Below are 14745 nucleotides of genomic sequence, written 5' to 3' on the forward strand. Positions count from 1 at the left end.
CGCCGTGCGCTGTCGGATGCGATCATTGTTGTCGTAGTGAATCTGTCTGTAGATTTCAGCGACAAACTCGCCGAGGGAAGAGAAGCGGACCGGAATCGCGAGGTCGATCTTGAATTTGTCGTAGAAACTCTCCCGGTACCCATTCTCCCAGTGACGGTCTTTCTTCGAGCGGGAGATGGCGATATTGAGCGACACAAGGAAGGCGCGGGCGGCTTTCGCGTTGTACTCGGCACCGTTGTCGGGGCGGAAGATCGCGGGACGGCCGTGCGCAAGGAGCGCATTGCCGAGAGCGGGTCGCGCAAGAATTCCTCGATCTGCCGCCGGAGCGCATGAGCGCATGGTCGCGCTCCGGCATCTTGCGTTTGTAGTACAGCGCAGGGGCTGAAACGGCGAGCGATTGCGCGCGCCTCGCGTGCGGCCACGCCGGCGTCTCTCATCTCTTTTTGGGCCTCGTTAAGCTTCAGGGTGACGAGGCGGACCATCCTCAGGAGCTCGTCGTTCTCCCCTCGGAGCTTGGCAATCTCCATGACGGAACGGCCACTTGATACCGTGCCCGCGATTAAAGAACGGGCCACTCATCGAGCTAGGCTCGAAAGGTGAAGCAGTAAAGAACGCGCAAAGGGCGTTGATTGAGCGTAAGCACGATTTTCCTCGCACGTTGACGCGCGGGCTTTTGACGGATGGCGTTCGTATCTGGCGATACTGGGCTGTTCAGGCCGTGGCGGCTTTGGGGCTCAGCCGGCAACCTGATATTGCCGCACCGGATGGCGGACCATCGCATCGATATCGATGCCGTCAAGGATCGAGTGCAATTGCTCGGTCGTCAGCGTGACGACCGCCTCTTGGCGGCGCGGCCATCGGAACTTGTCCTCGGTTAGCCGCTTCAGGACCAGCACAAAGCCGGACCGATCGAAGAACAGCAGCTTCATCCGGTCGCAACGGCGATTGCAGAACGCAAAAACCGCAAGAGCGAACGGATCGAGCGCCATCGTCTCCTGGACCAGAACCGCAAGGCTGTTGATGCCAGCCCGGAAGTCGATCGGCTCACGGTGCAGATAGACCTGAAGCTCACCGCCCAGTCTGAACATGGCCCAGTGCTCCGATGATCGCCGTCATGCATCCACATCGCCGCATTCCAGCGCAAGCTTCACGCCGTTCGGCAGGGACGCGCTCACTTGGGCTAGATTTGGTCTCTCAGGAGGTTGTCCATCTGGTCTGAACCGAGGAAGCTGAGGTTGCGAAGCTTCAGTGTTCCAAGGCAGATGAACGTCCACAAGAATGCGCCTTTGACGCTCAAAGGTCGAGAGGCGATGGTGCGAGGCGTGGTCGAGGGCGGGCTGAGCCAGGCTGATGCGGCAAATCAGTTCAACACGACACCGAAAACCGTGGCCAAATGGGTCAAGCGGTTCCGCGCAGAAGGCGTGGATGGTTTGCGCGACCGCTCGTCGCGACCTCGTTCATCGCCGAGCCAAACCCCGCCGGCCACGTGCGCCGCCGTCGAGACGTTGCGCCGGCAGCGCCACACCGGCAAGCAGATTGCTGCCGAGGTCGAGGTGTCACCGGCCACCGTCAGCCGTATCCTTCGCCGCTTGGGATTAAGCCGGATACGCGATCTGGAGCCCGCCGAGCCGGTGCGCCGGTACGAGCGCGAGCACCCCGGCGAGCTCATCCATATCGACATCAAGAAGCTCGGCAGGTTCGTAAGACCAGGCCACCGCATCACACACGATCGCCAGAAAGGCGAAGCCGCGGCGCCGGCCACGAGTTCGTCCACGTGGCCATCGACGATGCATCGCGCTTGGCCTTCTCCCAGATCCGGCGGGATCAGAAAAAGGAGAGCGCCATCGCCTTCCTCAAGGAGGCCGTCACTTACTACCGCAGCCTCGGCATGAAGGTCACCGGCATCATGACCGACAACGGCTCCTGCTACCGCGCCAAGGCCTTCGCCAGAGCGTGCAGGAAGCTCGGCCTCAAGCACATCTTCACCAGACCCTACAGACCGCAAACAAACGGCAAGGCCGAACGCTTCATCCAGACAGTGCTGCGCGAATGGGCCTACGCTCGCGCCTATGACACCTCAGACCAGCGCGCCAAAAACCTGCCAATCTGGCTTCATCACTACAACTGGCATCGCCCGCACGGCAGCCTGCAGGCCAAACCACCCATCAGCCGCCTCGGCCTCCCGAAGGACGACCTGTTGAGATTCCACAGCTAGAGAACAAAAAGCTGTAGTCCCCTTGGGTTCCGACCCGCGCACTTCATCGCAAGTCGCCGGCAAATCAACCGTCGCCACGCTGTCTTGTCGCGACAGGGCTCGATCGGCGGTCTCCTCAAGCTGAACCCGGATGAACGCCGATGGTGAAGATGGCGGCAGAGACCTGGTCGCGGTGTGCTTCTTGATCCACTTCCGAAGCAGGTTCGCGTTGACCCCGTGTTCGAGCGCAAGTCTCGATACCGAAACCCCAGGCTCAAGACAGGTCGCGACAAGACGCTCCTTCGATGCCGCCTCGTAGCGCCGGCGACCGTTCCGGCCAACAAGCCTCACTCGCAATTTCTGATCATCGTCTGCCATCACAAGGTGCCCACCTATTTTGGTGGACACCTCATGCATCAGAGTACTCAAAAGCAAAAGGTGGAGGGAAATTCGCGCTTACTGTCGATCAGCATGCTTCGACGCAGCAAGTATTTTTTCGCCGCTCTACGCCCGCTTCCTACGACGCCTGAATACTTGTTGAACTAACCCGTTTCCTGCCTTTTCTATCCATCCCCGTTGCTGATCGCTTGCCGCGATTGGTACTCGACGGGGGACGATCGTGGCGGGCACTTCACTCCATTCGGAAGCCTTCTCGCGTGGCGCGCGCATGCTGCGCACCGCGCTTGGTCCCGCGATCGCCACCTTCCTGGAAGACCCCTCGATCGTCGAGGTGATGCTCAACCCCGATGGTCGGCTCTGGGTCGACCGGCTGTCCGGCGGGCTGGAGGATAGCGGACGAACGATGTCCGCCGCCGACGGCGAGCGGATCGTGCGCCTGGTCGCGCACCATGTCGGCGCTGAGGTGCATGCCGAAAAGCCCCGCGTCTCGGCCGAGCTTCCCGAGACGGGGGAGAGGTTCGAGGGGCTTCTCCCGCCTGTCGTTGCGGCGCCGGCCTTTGCGATCCGCAAGCCTGCGGTGGCTGTTTTCACCCTGGATGACTACGCGGCGGCCGGCATCATGACGGCCGGGCAGGCGGGCATGCTCCGCGAAGCCGTCGCGGCCCGCAAGAACATCCTGGTCGCCGGCGGCACGTCGACCGGCAAGACCACCCTGACAAACGCGCTGCTGGCGGAGATCGCCGGCACCACCGATCGCGTGGTCCTGATCGAGGACACGCGTGAACTGCAGTGCCGCGCGCCGAATCTGGTCGCGCTGCGCACCAAGGACGGCGTGGCGTCCCTGTCGGATCTGGTTCGGTCTTCCCTCCGCCTACGCCCCGACCGGATTCCGATCGGCGAGGTACGGGGCAGCGAAGCCCTGGAGCTCCTCAAAGCCTGGGGCACGGGCCACCCCGGTGGGATCGGAACGATTCACGCCGGCACGGCTCTGGGCGCGCTTCGCCGCCTCGAGCAGCTCATCCAGGAAGCCGTCCTCACTGTTCCCAAGGCGCTGATCGCCGAGACCATCGATCTCGTCGCGGTTCTGCGCGGCCGCGGCAGCGAACGCCGCCTCGCTGAACTTGCTCTCGTCGCCGGCCTCGATCCCGCCACCGGCGACTACCGCGTCAACTCTGCCGCGGCGGGCGGCCCATCCTCACTTCCCGGAGACCCCTCATGATCCAGTTTCCTCCCGCGATCCGTCGCGTGCGACTCCGCTTCACGGGCCTCGCCGCAATTGCCGTCATCTCCATTGCAATCGCGCCCGCGGCCTACGCCTCCGGCTCGTCGATGCCGTGGGAGACGCCGCTCAATCAGATCCTGGAGTCGGTGCAAGGGCCGGTCGCGAAGATCATGTCGGTCATCATCATCACCGTGACCGGCCTGACGCTTGCGTTCGGCGATAGTTCCGGTGGCTTCCGCCGGCTGATCCAGATTGTCTTCGGTCTGTCGATCGCCTTCGCCGCGTCGAGCTTCTTCCTGACCTTCTTCAGCTTCTCCGGCGGAGCGCTGGTGTGATGGCCGGCATCATCGATCTAGACGTGCCGGGCTTCTTCGCGCCGGTTCATCGCGCGCTCACCGAGGCAATCCTGATGGGCGGCGCGCCCCGCACGGTTGCGATCGCCAACGGCACGTTGGCCGCGGCAATAGCGCTCGGCCTCCACCTCTGGATCCCCGGCGCGCTGATTTGGGCCGTGGGCCATGCCGCGGCGGTCTGGGCGGCCAAGCGCGACCCGCAGTTCGTGGACGTCGTTCGACGCCACCTCCGCTATCCTTCTTACCTCGGCGTGTGAGACTTCCATGCTGAACCTCGCCGAATACCGCAACCGGCCCCACAGTCTTGCCGACTTCCTGCCCTGGGCCGCTTTGGTCGAGAAGGGCGTCGTCCTCAACAAGGACGGCGCGTTCCAGCGCACGGCGCGCTTCCGCGGGCCGGATCTCGACAGCGCGACGCCTGCCGAACTGGTCGGCGTAACGGCCCGACTCAACAACGCGCTCCGCCGTCTCGGCTCAGGTTGGGCGATCTTCGTCGAGGCCCAGCGCATCGCCGCCCAGACTTATCCGCACAATACTTTTCCTGACGCCGCATCAGCGCTGGTCGATTTGGAGCGGCGGGACGCTTTCGAGGAGGCGGGCGCGCATTTCGAGAGCCGCTATTTCCTGACCTTCGTCTGGCTCCCGCCGGCTGAGGACGCCTCGCGGATCGAAGGCTGGCTCTATGAGGGCCGCGCGCAGAGCGGCGTCGATCCCCACGAGCTGCTGCGTGGTTTTGTTGATCGGACCAACCGCGTCCTGCAACTTGTCGAAGGGTTCATGCCTGAGGTGGCGTGGCTCGATGATGGCGAGACGCTGACCTACCTGCATTCGACGATCTCGACCCGGCAACAGCGCGTGCGCGTCCCCGAGACGCCGATGCATCTCGACGCGCTGCTCGCGGACGAACCGCTTGCCGGTGGCCTCGAGCCGCGGCTCGGCAACCATCATCTTCGTACACTCACGGTGGTCGGCTTTCCGACCGCGACCTATCCCGGAATCCTCGACGAGCTGAACCGGCTTGCCTTTCCTTACCGCTGGTCGACCCGCGCGATCCTCCTCGACAAGACCGAGGCGGTGAAACTCTTGACCAAGATCCGCCGGCAGTGGTTCGCCAAGCGCAAGTCGATTGCAGCCATCGTCAAGGAGGTGATGACCAACGAGGCCTCGACACTGGTCGATAGCGATGCGGCGAATAAGGCCACTGACGCCGATCTCGCCTTGCAGGAACTGGGCACCGACGACGTCGGTCAAGCCTACATCACCGCGACCGTCACCGTCTGGGACGAGGACCCCGGTCTCGCCACTGAGAAGCTTCGCCTCGTCGAGAAGGTGATCCAGGGGCGCGACTTCACCTGCATGCCGGAAGGGGTGAACGCGCTCGAAGCCTGGCTCGGCTCTCTGCCGGGTCACGCCTACGCCAACGTTCGCCAACCGCCGCTCTCGACACTGAACCTCGCTCACCTGATTCCGCTTTCAGCGGTCTGGGCCGGGTCAGATCGGGATGAGCATTTCCGCAGCTCCCCGCTCTTCTTCGGTAAGACCGAAGGCTCGACGCCGTTCCGGTTTTCGCTGCATGTCGGCGACGTCGGCCACACCCTGATCGTCGGCCCGACCGGCGCCGGCAAATCCGTGCTGCTGGCGCTGATGGCGATCCAGTTCCGGCGCTACCGGAAAAGCCAGATCTTCGCCTTCGATTTTGGTGGCTCGATCCGCACGGCGGCCCTTGCCATGGGCGGCGACTGGCACGACCTCGGCGGAAGTCTGTCCAACAGCGCCGAAGATTCAGTCTCCCTTCAACCCCTCGCACGTATCGGCGATGCGGCCGAGCGCGCCTGGGCGGCCGAATGGGTGACGGCAATCCTCGCCAAGGAGGGCGTCACCATCGATCCGACCGTGAAGGAGCACGTCTGGTCGGCATTGACGTCACTGGCGTCCTCACCGGCCGAGGAACGCACGATCACCGGTTTGACGGTTCTGTTGCAATCGACCGCACTCAAGCAGGCGCTGCAACCTTATTGCGTCGGCGGCTCCTCCGGCCGTTTGCTCGACGCGGAGGCCGAGCAGCTCGGCTTTGCGTCGGTGCAGGCGTTCGAGACCGAGGGCTTGATCGGCGCAGGCGCGGCGCCTGCCGTCCTCACCTACCTCTTCCATCGCATCGAGGGCCGGCTCGACGGCCGGCCGACCCTCCTCATCATCGACGAGGGGTGGCTCGTCCTCGACGATCCAGCCTTCGCGCAACAGCTCAGGGAATGGTTGAAGACCCTGCGGAAGAAGAACGCTTCCGTCGTCTTCGCCACTCAATCGCTTTCCGACATCGATGGCAGCAACATCGCGCCAGCGATCGTCGAGAGCTGCCCGACGCGGATATTCCTGCCGAACGAGCGCGCGATCGAACCGCAGATCACCGCCATCTACCAGCGGTTCGGCTTGAACGACCGCCAGATCGAGATCATCGCGCGGGCGACGCCGAAGCGCGACTACTATTGCCAGTCTCGTCGCGGCAATCGGCTGTTCGAGCTCGGCCTTGGGCCAGTTGCGCTCGCCTTCTGCGCCGCCTCCTCCAAGACCGACCATGCCGCAATCGAACGGCTGCTTGCCGAGCACGGCCGTGACGACTTCACGGCCGCCTGGCTCGCCGATCACGAACTGCTGTGGGCCGCCGATCTCATCCCTGACCTGACAAACCTGGAGGTGCAATCATGACCGCTCTCGAAGTGCGGCGCGCTGGCTTGGCCGCTGCGACGGCTCTCTCGCTCGCCTTTTCGATCTCGCCGCTTTCGACGACCTCGGTCCTTGCGCAGTGGATCGTCTACGACCCCACCAACTTCAGCCAGAACGTGCTGACCGCGGCGCGCGAGCTGCAGCAGATCAACAATCAGATCCAGATGCTGACCAATCAGGCCCAAAGCCTGGTGAATCAGGGAAAGAACCTCGCCAACCTGCCGTTGTCGACGCTGACCCAGCTTCAGTCATCGATTGCCAAGACCCAGTCACTGCTGAGCCAGGCCCAGAACATCGCCTTCAACGTCGAGCGCGTCCAGACGATGTATTCCAGCACCTACGGCACGGCGGCGGCGACGGGCTCCAATGCAACAATGTTTGCCGCGGCTCAAAGTCGTTGGCAGAACTCGGTGGGCGCTTTCGAAGACTCGCTGAAGGTGCAGGCCGGCGTCGTCGGCAATATCTCGACCAACTCCAGCGCAATGAGTACGCTGGTTACCGCCAGTCAGTCGGCAAGTGGCGCTTTGCAAGCCGCTCAAGCCGGCAACCAACTCCTCGCGCTGCAATCCCAGCAGCTATCCGATCTCGTCGCGGTGCTCGCCGCGAAGGGACGGGCGGATGCGCTGGAGCAGGCGCGCGTAACGGCGACCGAGTCGCAGGGCCAGCAGCAATACAAAATCTTCTCGACACGCAGCGGCTATCAGCCGGGCAACGTCACCATGTTCAGCGGCAACTGAGGCACCGATCATGGAGCGCTCGGATATCTTTCGCGCAGGCGCGATGATCGTCGTGTTCGTGATTTTCCTCGCCGCGCTGCACGTCATCCATCGGCGTCCAGCCGAGCGGCCGGTATCCGACGCCCCCTCTGTCTCCGCTCCCGATGACCTCTCGGCCGAGCTGCTCCGCTGCGCCGAGCTTGGACCCCAGGATGCCGAAGATCCGCACTGCCAGGCGGTTTGGAAGGAGAACCGCGCGCGCTTCTTCGGCAGGCCGGCGCGGCCACGTCTGCCGCAAGCCGCGCCGGCCACTCAGCCGATGACGGCTGTTCCAAAGGGAGAGAAGCCGTGAACAACGTCGGCGTCATCGACACCTTTCTCAATACTTTCACGACCTACATTGATTCGGGTTTCGGCCTGATCAAGGGCGAGGTCACGTATTTGTCGTCGACGTTGATCGTCATCGACATCACGCTCGCGGGCCTGTTCTGGGCTTGGGGCGCAGACGAAGACATTCTCCAGCGACCGGTGAAGAAGACCCTCTACATCGGCTTCTTTGCCTTCATCATCACTAACTTCACCAAGCTCTCAGGCATCATCTTCAACAGCTTCGCAGGCCTCGGCCTGAAGGCCGGCGGCTCGTCGATCTCGACGGCGGACTTCCTGCGGCCCGGCCGGCTTGCGCAGGTCGGCCTCGACGCCGGGCAGCCGTTGCTCGACTCCGCAAGCCAAATGATGGGCTTCACCAGCTTCTTTTCCAACTTTGTACAAATTGCCGTGCTGATGGTGTCCTGGCTGCTGGTGCTGATCGCCTTCTTCATTCTGGCGGTGCAGCTCTTCGTCACGCTGATCGAGTTCAAGCTGACGACGCTCGCCGGCTTCATCCTCATTCCGTTCGCGCTCTTCAACAAGACCGCCTTTCTCGCGGAGAAGGTGCTGGGCAATGTCGTTGCCTCCGGCGTGAAGGTCATGGTGCTCGCCGTCATCGTCGGCATCGGCACCGGGCTCTTTTCGCAGTTCACCACCGCCTATGCCGGCGGCCAGCCGACGATCGAGCAGGCGCTCTCTGTCGTGCTCGCGGCGCTCGCTATGCTGGGCCTCGGCATCTTCGGGCCCGGCATCGCGACCGGGCTTGTTTCCGGCGCGCCGCAGCTTGGTGCGGGCGCTACCGTCGGCACGGGTCTGGCTGTTGCCGGTACAGCGATGGTCGGCGGCGCGGCGCTCGGTTTGGCCGGAAGGGGAGCGATGGCAGCCAGCTCTGGTGCTGCGGCTGCCGCGCGCGGCGGTGCGGCGATGGCGGGCGGCATGTCCTCCGCCTACAGCCTCGCATCAGCCGGTCGGTCCGGCGCCGGCGGCGTCGCGTCCGGTCTCGGCGGTGCAGGCCGTGCGGCGGCTAGTCACGCGGCAGCTCCCGTCAGACGCGCCGCTGCGCAAGCGGCAGGGACAATGACGGAGAGCTTCACTTCTGGCGCCCGTGCCGGCGTCGCCAACACGGGTGGCTCCTCGACGATGGGGACCATTCGGAGCGGCGCGGCCGCAAACGATGGAGCCGCATCTCAAGTGCCGAGCGAGAGCGGTCCGCCCGCCTGGGCCCAACGCGTCAAGCGCAATCAGACCGTCATTCACGGCGCTCAGACCACCGCGCAAGCCCTCAAATCCGGCGACAGCCATGGCGGCGGCCACTCCGTCGACCTCTCGGGAGGAGAATAACGAATGTCAGTCTTCCGGCGATCGTCGGTTCGTTACGGCCGCACGCCCGAACCAGAAACCCCCTACCAGCGCGCAGCGCAAGTTTGGGATGAGCGCATTGGATCCGCCCGGGTGCAGGCCAGGAACTGGCGGCTGATGGCCTTCGGTTCGCTGATGCTGTCCTGCGGCCTTGCCGGTGGACTCGTCTGGCAATCCACGCACGGCACTGTCGTTCCCTGGGTGGTGCAGGTCGACAAGCTCGGCGAAGCGCAAGTCATGGCGCCCGCTACCGCCGACTACAGGCCGAACGACCCACAGATCGCCTGGTATCTCGCCCACTTCATTCAGATCGTTCGCTCGCTTCCGGCCGACCCGATCATCGTGCGGCACAACTGGCTGCAGGCCTATGATTTCACAACCACGGCGGGCGCGGCGGCGCTGAACGACTACGCCCGCGCCAACGACCCCTTCGCCAATCTCGGCAAGCAGCAGGTCGCGATCGACGTCTCCAGCGTCATCCGCGCCTCGCCCGACAGTTTTCGCGTGGCCTGGGTTGAGCACCGCTTTCAGGACGGGGCGCTCGCCGGCACCACGCGTTGGACCGCGATCCTCACCATCGCGATTCAGCCGCCCACCGACGCCGATCGGCTGCGCAAGAATCCACTCGGCATCTACGTCAACGCCATCAACTGGTCAAAGGAGCTGGGACAATGACCCCGCCGATTTTCGCAAAAGCCGGCGGTCCGGCTTCGCGTTTTTCCATCGTTCATCAAAACCGGAAGGACGGCGATACGTCTTTCCGTAAATCCGCTTTGACGGCTTTGCTGATATCCGTCTCAGCCCTTGGCGGCTGCGCGCACAATTTCATCCCACCCGACATCAGCTACGACACTGCGGAGCCTGCGACGCTCACCGTCGACCCGGCGCCGCCCGTCAAAATCGTGGAGTTGCCCCAGCCGCTGCCACTGCCCGGGCAGTTGAAGCCGCTCGCCGCCGGCAAACGCGTCCCGGAAGCCGCCGATCCAAAGGTTCGCGTCAAACAGGCCAACGCCGCGGCACGGGTGCAGCCGGTCCGCAATGGTTTCATCAACGCAGTACAGGTCTATCCGTTCTCCGGCGGAGCCCTCTACCAGGTCTACACGGCGCCCGGCCAGATCACAGATGTCGCCCTCCAGGAGGGTGAGCAACTCGTCGGCTCCGGTCCGGTTGCCGCCGGTGACACTGTGCGCTGGATCATCGGCGATACCGAGAGCGGCGCGGGCGCGACCAAGAAGATTCATATCCTCGTCAAGCCGACGCGGCCGGATTTGGTCACCAATCTCGTGATCAACACCGATCGGCGGACCTATCTCCTCGAGCTGTGCTCGACGGAAAAGACCTATATGGCCTCGGTCTCCTGGCAGTATCCCGAGGACCAGCTGATTGCGCTTCGGCGGCAGAATGCGGCCGCTGAAACTGCGGCGCCAATTGCGGCTGGCGTCGATCTCGCCTCGATCAACTTCCGCTACTCTATTGAGGGCGACGACCCGGCCTGGCGTCCGCTGCGCGCCTTTGATGACGGCAACAAGGTCTACATCGAGTTCCCAAGCGGTATCGCCCAGGGTGAAATGCCGCCGCTGTTCGTGATAGGTCCAGCCGGCGGCTCCGAACTGGTGAACTACCGAGCAAACCGTAACTACTACATCGTCGACCGCTTGTTCGCCGCCGCCGAATTGCGTCTTGGCGACAAGGATAGTGAGCGGCGCGTGCGCATCGTCCGCACCGACGGAAGGCCGCGCGCATGGCGATAGACAGCGAAGACGAACGTCAGGGCGACATTCCGCCCGTCGCGCCGCCGGACCTGCGGCTCCGAGGCGAGCGGCCCCGTGTCACACGGCTCTCGCGCAAGGTCCTTGTCGGCCTCGGCGCGCTGTCTGCCCTCGCGGTCGCGGGCGCGCTCGGCTACGCGCTCCAGACCGGCAACAAGGCGCAGAGCGGCCAAGAACTGCTCAGCACCCAGAACCGGCCTTCGGCCGAGGGTCTGGCCGGGTTGCCGAAAGACTATACCGGCCTGCCGCGTCAAGCACCGCCGCTCGGGCCGCCGCTGCCCGGCGATCTCGGCAAGCCGATCCTCAACACCGGCGCTGCACCGAACACGATGGCGGCGACGTCAGATCCCGAGACGCAGCGCAGGGGCCAGGAAATCGAGGCGGCGCGGGTCAGCCGCCTCTTTGCCCAAACTGCTCAGCAACCGCAGAGCGTCGGCCAACTCATCCCGAATGCCTCCGCTGGCGCCACGGCCACTCCGGCCGCGACACCGCCCGTCGATGCCGGATCTGCCCAGAACATGCAGGACCGCAAGACGGCCTTCCTCACTGCTCCGACAGACAAGCGCACGGTCAGTCCGGAACGGCTCGAAGCCAAGGCCTCACCTTACGTCGTGCAGGCGGGCACCGTGATTCCGGCTGCGCTCATCACGGGCATTCGTTCCGATCTGCCCGGCCAAGTCACCGCACAGGTGACCGAGGCGGTCTGGGACAGTCCGTCTGGCAAATATCTTCTGATCCCGCAGGGTGCCAAACTGATAGGTCAGTACGATAGCTCCGTCGCGTTCGGCCAGTCCCGCATCCTCCTGGTCTGGACCCGCATCATCATGCCGGATGGCAACTCGATCGTGCTAGAGCGCCAGCCCGGCGCCGACACCGGTGGTTATGCCGGTCTCGAGGATGAGGTCGACAACCACTGGGGCATGCTGTTCAAGGCTGCCGTCCTCTCGACCATGCTCAGCGTCGGAGGCGAGGCGGGCACGAGCCAGAATGAGAACAACCTCGTTCAAGCGATCCGTAGCGGCGCGTCCAACAGCATCAGCCAGACCGGCCAGCAGATCGTGCAGCGCCAGCTCAACATCCAGCCGACGCTGACCATCCGGCCAGGTTTCCCGGTGCGGGTCATCGTTACGCGGGATTTGGTGTTGGCTCCCTACCGCCAGGAGGCAAGCCGATGAGCAAGCTGAAGCTCGGAACCATCCTCGACGATAAGCCGGTGAAGATCGCCGTCGAGTTGCCGGCTGCCGTCCATCGCAATCTCCTCGCCTATGCCGAGGCGATCGCGCGCGAGAGCGGACAGCCGGCACCCGATCCCGCCAAGCTCATCGCTCCGATGATCCAAAGATTCATGGCAACAGACAAGGGGTTTTCAAAGGTGAAACGCGCGGCAACAAATTGATAAGGGGACGATCGTTCAGCGTTGCCTTGCAGAAACGGCCGGGACGAAAGCCCATCAAGTCAAATCCGGTCATAGACCAGCATTTTGCTCACGTAGACGCGTTCAGGTGAACAGGAAGTCAGATGCCATATATCGATGCCACGGGTGTGAAGCTTTATTTTGAGGAAGCCGGGGAAGGTCATCCGATCATTTTCCTGCACGAGTTCGGCTCAGATAGCCGCGGATGGAAAACCCAGGTTCGCTACTTTTCTCGTGCCTATCGCTGCATCACTTTCAACGCTCGCGGATATGCCCCCAGCGACGTTCCTGACGATCCGACGCTATATGGCTGGGAGCTCGCTGTGAACGACATCGCCGCCGTCATGCGTGGCCTCGCTGTCGAACACGCACACCTGGTCGGATTGAGCATGTGCGGATATGCCGCCTTGCAGTTCGGATTACGCTATCCGAAGAGAGCCAGCGCGATTGTCGCGGCCGGTGTGGGATCCGGATCGGCTCCTTCCCAGCAGGACGCCTGGTCGAGAGAAACCTCCATTCTCGCGCGGGCTTTCATCGAGCGCGGGATGGACGCGATGGCCCGGAGAATGGCGCATGGTCAGACTCGTATTCAACTCAAATACAAGGACACACGGAGCTGGGAAGAGTTCCAGGAACGCCTGCGTCACCACTCACCGCTAGGTATGTCGAATACGATGGCGCGCTGTCAGGGGGTGCGACCGCCATTGCATGATCTGGCCGATCAGTTCTCAACGATGCGAACACCGGTATTGCTGGCCCTGGGCGATGAAGACGCGCCCTGCCTTGAGACTAACCTGATGCTGAAAGCAGTGCTTCCCAACGCCGGTCTTTGGATCTGTCCCAACACCGGCCACACCATCAATCTGGAAGAGCCGACAGCATTCAATGCTCAGCTCGACAGCTTTCTAGCCGCCGTCGAGCGTGGGAGCTGGCGCCGCGGGCATCCGGAAATTGAGGCTGAATCCGATCTGAAACTTGAGATGACGTGCGATACACGCACGAAGGCAGTGGCCCGTTACTGCAACACTCCAGGCGCTTCACAGTGAGTCCTCTCATGAAATCCCGGACCGGCGTTCATCTCAGCGAATCCATGTCAACGCGGTTGACCGCCGCGGCTACACGCACGGGAGTCACAAAGTCAGAACTTATTGAAGCCGCGCTCGATAGCTTTCTCGAATCCGATAACGCTGCTGAACATTTCGCGATCGTGGCAGGCCGCCTCACTGAGTTGAACGATCAGATCGGGCGTCTCGGTGCCGATCTCAAGATGGTGAATGAGGCCGTCGCCCTTCACGCGCGCTTTCACTTGGCTGTTACGCCCTCGTTATCGGCGGCAGAGCAGCATATGGCGACTGTGGTGGGCTCAGAACGCTTCGATGAGTTCGCTGCGCAAGTAGGACGTCGTGTTGAGCGGGGGACATCCCTCCTCCGGGAGACGATGAACCGGCGCCTCGTGACGAATAAGAACCGCTGGGCGAGCCACCTTGCGGCAAGCGCGGATCGCCGCACGAATTGCAGGTCTTCAGAACCAGACCGTCGTCTGTCCGACACGGTTGATGGCGGGTCAGAGCCGAATGCTGCCGTGCGGGAGGGCGGCAGCATTCGAACCTTTCCAGACCGGACCAACATCCCGCTACAGCGAGAGATCTAACGGCGCTGAAACCACGCCTTATTCGCGGCCGCCTAGCCCAAGCCGCACCTACGTGCCGCGACGATCAGTTGCAGACGTGATGGGTGTCTCCGCACTTGTCATGCGGGTGTTTCTACCTTTTGCTGTCGGTTATTACCTCTCGTACCTCTTCAGGACAATCAACGCTTTGATCGCCGCTCCCCTGACATCGGAATTGGGGCTCGACGCTGGTGATCTTGGCTTGCTGACTTCGGTCTATTTTCTCACCTTCGCGGTAGCGCAGATACCCGTCGGCATCCTTCTGGATCGATATGGTCCGCGGCTGATCCAGAGCGTGCTGCTGGTTGCTGCTGCGGTCGGCGCCGCATTGTTTGCTACGTCAGACAATTTGCTCATGCTGCTTCTAGGCCGGGCGCTACTCGGTCTCGGCGTCGCCGCGAGCCTGACCGCCGGATTGAAAGCCCTCGTTCTCTGGTTTCCGAAGGACCGTCTTCCGTTTCTCAACGGCCTGATGGTCATGCTCGGTGCATTGGGAGCAGTCACCACGACCTCGCCGGCGCAGTGGTTGCTGGCTTGGGTTGGGTGGAGGACGCTCTTCG

Annotated in this window: 15 protein-coding genes and 4 pseudogenes; 16 read left to right on the forward strand and 3 right to left on the reverse strand. The window is 63.3% G+C overall.

The window, feature by feature from the left end; all coding sequences use genetic code 11:
* Nucleotides 1-36: 36 nt before the first annotated feature.
* Entirely contained in the window at nt 37-333 is a 297-nt protein-coding gene (locus ACE10X_RS03640) for a hypothetical protein (RefSeq protein ID WP_016847010.1), read from the forward strand.
* Between the two features lie 401 nt (nt 334-734).
* Here ACE10X_RS03640 and tnpB read toward each other — a convergent pair whose 3' ends face one another.
* Both tnpB and ACE10X_RS03650 read right to left on the reverse strand, forming a co-directional pair.
* Nucleotides 735-1088 (reverse strand): IS66 family insertion sequence element accessory protein TnpB, encoded by a 354-nt coding sequence (tnpB, locus tag ACE10X_RS03645; protein WP_011091000.1) that lies wholly within the window; start codon nt 1086-1088, stop codon nt 735-737.
* Nucleotides 1069-1184 (reverse strand): annotated as a pseudogene (locus ACE10X_RS03650) (IS66 family insertion sequence element accessory protein TnpB); the annotation flags it as partial. The pseudogene ACE10X_RS03650 and the gene tnpB, both read right to left, overlap by 20 nt.
* Nucleotides 1185-1262: 78 nt before the next feature.
* Between ACE10X_RS03650 and ACE10X_RS03655 the strand changes: the two are divergent.
* Nucleotides 1263-2215: pseudogene (locus tag ACE10X_RS03655) on the forward strand (IS481 family transposase).
* Between the two features lie 119 nt (nt 2216-2334).
* Here the strand turns inward: ACE10X_RS03655 and ACE10X_RS03660 are convergent.
* Nucleotides 2335-2572 (reverse strand): annotated as a pseudogene (locus ACE10X_RS03660) (transposase); the annotation flags it as partial.
* A 241-nt stretch (nt 2573-2813) separates the two neighbouring features.
* Between ACE10X_RS03660 and trbB the strand changes: the two are divergent.
* The 14 genes and pseudogenes from trbB to ACE10X_RS03730 form a co-directional block, all read left to right on the forward strand.
* The gene (gene trbB, locus ACE10X_RS03665; RefSeq protein ID WP_011090996.1) at nt 2814-3812 is read left to right on the forward strand and encodes a P-type conjugative transfer ATPase TrbB; all 999 of its coding nucleotides are present in this window, start codon (nt 2814-2816) and stop codon (nt 3810-3812) included.
* The gene (locus ACE10X_RS03670) at nt 3809-4150 is read left to right on the forward strand and encodes a TrbC/VirB2 family protein (RefSeq protein ID WP_011090995.1); all 342 of its coding nucleotides are present in this window, start codon (nt 3809-3811) and stop codon (nt 4148-4150) included. The genes trbB and ACE10X_RS03670 overlap by 4 nt, the downstream gene beginning before the upstream one ends.
* Nucleotides 4150-4425, forward strand: coding sequence for a VirB3 family type IV secretion system protein (locus ACE10X_RS03675; RefSeq protein ID WP_026312513.1), 276 nt, complete (start codon nt 4150-4152; stop codon nt 4423-4425). Before ACE10X_RS03670 ends, ACE10X_RS03675 begins: the two co-directional genes overlap by 1 nt.
* A 7-nt stretch (nt 4426-4432) precedes the next feature.
* On the forward strand, nt 4433-6871 hold the full coding sequence (gene trbE / locus ACE10X_RS03680; protein WP_011090993.1) for a conjugal transfer protein TrbE: 2439 nt from the start codon (nt 4433-4435) through the stop codon (nt 6869-6871).
* The gene (gene trbJ / locus ACE10X_RS03685; RefSeq protein ID WP_011090992.1) at nt 6868-7626 is read left to right on the forward strand and encodes a P-type conjugative transfer protein TrbJ; all 759 of its coding nucleotides are present in this window, start codon (nt 6868-6870) and stop codon (nt 7624-7626) included. Before trbE ends, trbJ begins: the two co-directional genes overlap by 4 nt.
* Before the next feature lie 10 nt (nt 7627-7636).
* A complete protein-coding gene (gene trbK-alt, locus ACE10X_RS03690) occupies nt 7637-7957 on the forward strand; it encodes a putative entry exclusion protein TrbK-alt (protein WP_011090991.1) in 321 nt (106 codons plus the stop codon).
* The gene (gene trbL / locus ACE10X_RS03695) at nt 7954-9315 is read left to right on the forward strand and encodes a P-type conjugative transfer protein TrbL (RefSeq protein WP_018646333.1); all 1362 of its coding nucleotides are present in this window, start codon (nt 7954-7956) and stop codon (nt 9313-9315) included. Before trbK-alt ends, trbL begins: the two co-directional genes overlap by 4 nt.
* A gap of 3 nt (nt 9316-9318) precedes the next feature.
* A complete protein-coding gene (gene trbF / locus ACE10X_RS03700) occupies nt 9319-10008 on the forward strand; it encodes a conjugal transfer protein TrbF (RefSeq protein WP_011090989.1) in 690 nt (229 codons plus the stop codon).
* Nucleotides 10005-11084 (forward strand): P-type conjugative transfer protein TrbG, encoded by a 1080-nt coding sequence (gene trbG / locus ACE10X_RS03705; RefSeq protein WP_011090988.1) that lies wholly within the window; start codon nt 10005-10007, stop codon nt 11082-11084. Before trbF ends, trbG begins: the two co-directional genes overlap by 4 nt.
* The gene (locus tag ACE10X_RS03710) at nt 11075-12277 is read left to right on the forward strand and encodes a TrbI/VirB10 family protein (protein ID WP_011090987.1); all 1203 of its coding nucleotides are present in this window, start codon (nt 11075-11077) and stop codon (nt 12275-12277) included. The genes trbG and ACE10X_RS03710 overlap by 10 nt, the downstream gene beginning before the upstream one ends.
* On the forward strand, nt 12274-12498 hold the full coding sequence (locus ACE10X_RS03715; protein ID WP_011090986.1) for a DUF2274 domain-containing protein: 225 nt from the start codon (nt 12274-12276) through the stop codon (nt 12496-12498). Before ACE10X_RS03710 ends, ACE10X_RS03715 begins: the two co-directional genes overlap by 4 nt.
* 122 nt (nt 12499-12620) lie before the next feature.
* Nucleotides 12621-13562 (forward strand): alpha/beta fold hydrolase, encoded by a 942-nt coding sequence (locus ACE10X_RS03720; RefSeq protein ID WP_011090985.1) that lies wholly within the window; start codon nt 12621-12623, stop codon nt 13560-13562.
* 8 nt (nt 13563-13570) lie between these two features.
* Nucleotides 13571-14167: a ribbon-helix-helix domain-containing protein gene (locus tag ACE10X_RS03725; RefSeq protein WP_161170741.1), complete on the forward strand. Its 597-nt coding sequence runs from the start codon at nt 13571-13573 to the stop codon at nt 14165-14167.
* A 100-nt stretch (nt 14168-14267) separates the two neighbouring features.
* Nucleotides 14268-14732: pseudogene (locus tag ACE10X_RS03730) on the forward strand (MFS transporter); the annotation flags it as partial.
* Between the last annotated feature and the right edge of the window lie 13 nt (nt 14733-14745).

Source organism: Bradyrhizobium sp. Pha-3 (assembly GCF_042258325.1).
GTDB classification, from domain to species: domain Bacteria; phylum Pseudomonadota; class Alphaproteobacteria; order Rhizobiales; family Xanthobacteraceae; genus Bradyrhizobium; species Bradyrhizobium elkanii.

Excerpts from the sequence above, each read along its gene's own strand:
- tnpB (WP_011091000.1), bottom strand. The coding sequence starts at position 1,088 with ATGTTCAGACTGGGCGGTGAGCTTCAGGTCTATCTGCACCGTGAGCCG.
- ACE10X_RS03670 (WP_011090995.1), top strand. The coding sequence starts at position 3,809 with ATGATCCAGTTTCCTCCCGCGATCCGTCGCGTGCGACTCCGCTTCACG.
- ACE10X_RS03675 (WP_026312513.1), top strand. The coding sequence starts at position 4,150 with ATGGCCGGCATCATCGATCTAGACGTGCCGGGCTTCTTCGCGCCGGTT.
- trbE (WP_011090993.1), top strand. The coding sequence starts at position 4,433 with ATGCTGAACCTCGCCGAATACCGCAACCGGCCCCACAGTCTTGCCGAC.
- trbJ (WP_011090992.1), top strand. The coding sequence starts at position 6,868 with ATGACCGCTCTCGAAGTGCGGCGCGCTGGCTTGGCCGCTGCGACGGCT.
- trbK-alt (WP_011090991.1), top strand. The coding sequence starts at position 7,637 with ATGGAGCGCTCGGATATCTTTCGCGCAGGCGCGATGATCGTCGTGTTC.
- trbF (WP_011090989.1), top strand. The coding sequence starts at position 9,319 with ATGTCAGTCTTCCGGCGATCGTCGGTTCGTTACGGCCGCACGCCCGAA.
- trbG (WP_011090988.1), top strand. The coding sequence starts at position 10,005 with ATGACCCCGCCGATTTTCGCAAAAGCCGGCGGTCCGGCTTCGCGTTTT.
- ACE10X_RS03710 (WP_011090987.1), top strand. The coding sequence starts at position 11,075 with ATGGCGATAGACAGCGAAGACGAACGTCAGGGCGACATTCCGCCCGTC.
- ACE10X_RS03715 (WP_011090986.1), top strand. The coding sequence starts at position 12,274 with ATGAGCAAGCTGAAGCTCGGAACCATCCTCGACGATAAGCCGGTGAAG.
- ACE10X_RS03720 (WP_011090985.1), top strand. The coding sequence starts at position 12,621 with ATGCCATATATCGATGCCACGGGTGTGAAGCTTTATTTTGAGGAAGCC.
- ACE10X_RS03725 (WP_161170741.1), top strand. The coding sequence starts at position 13,571 with ATGAAATCCCGGACCGGCGTTCATCTCAGCGAATCCATGTCAACGCGG.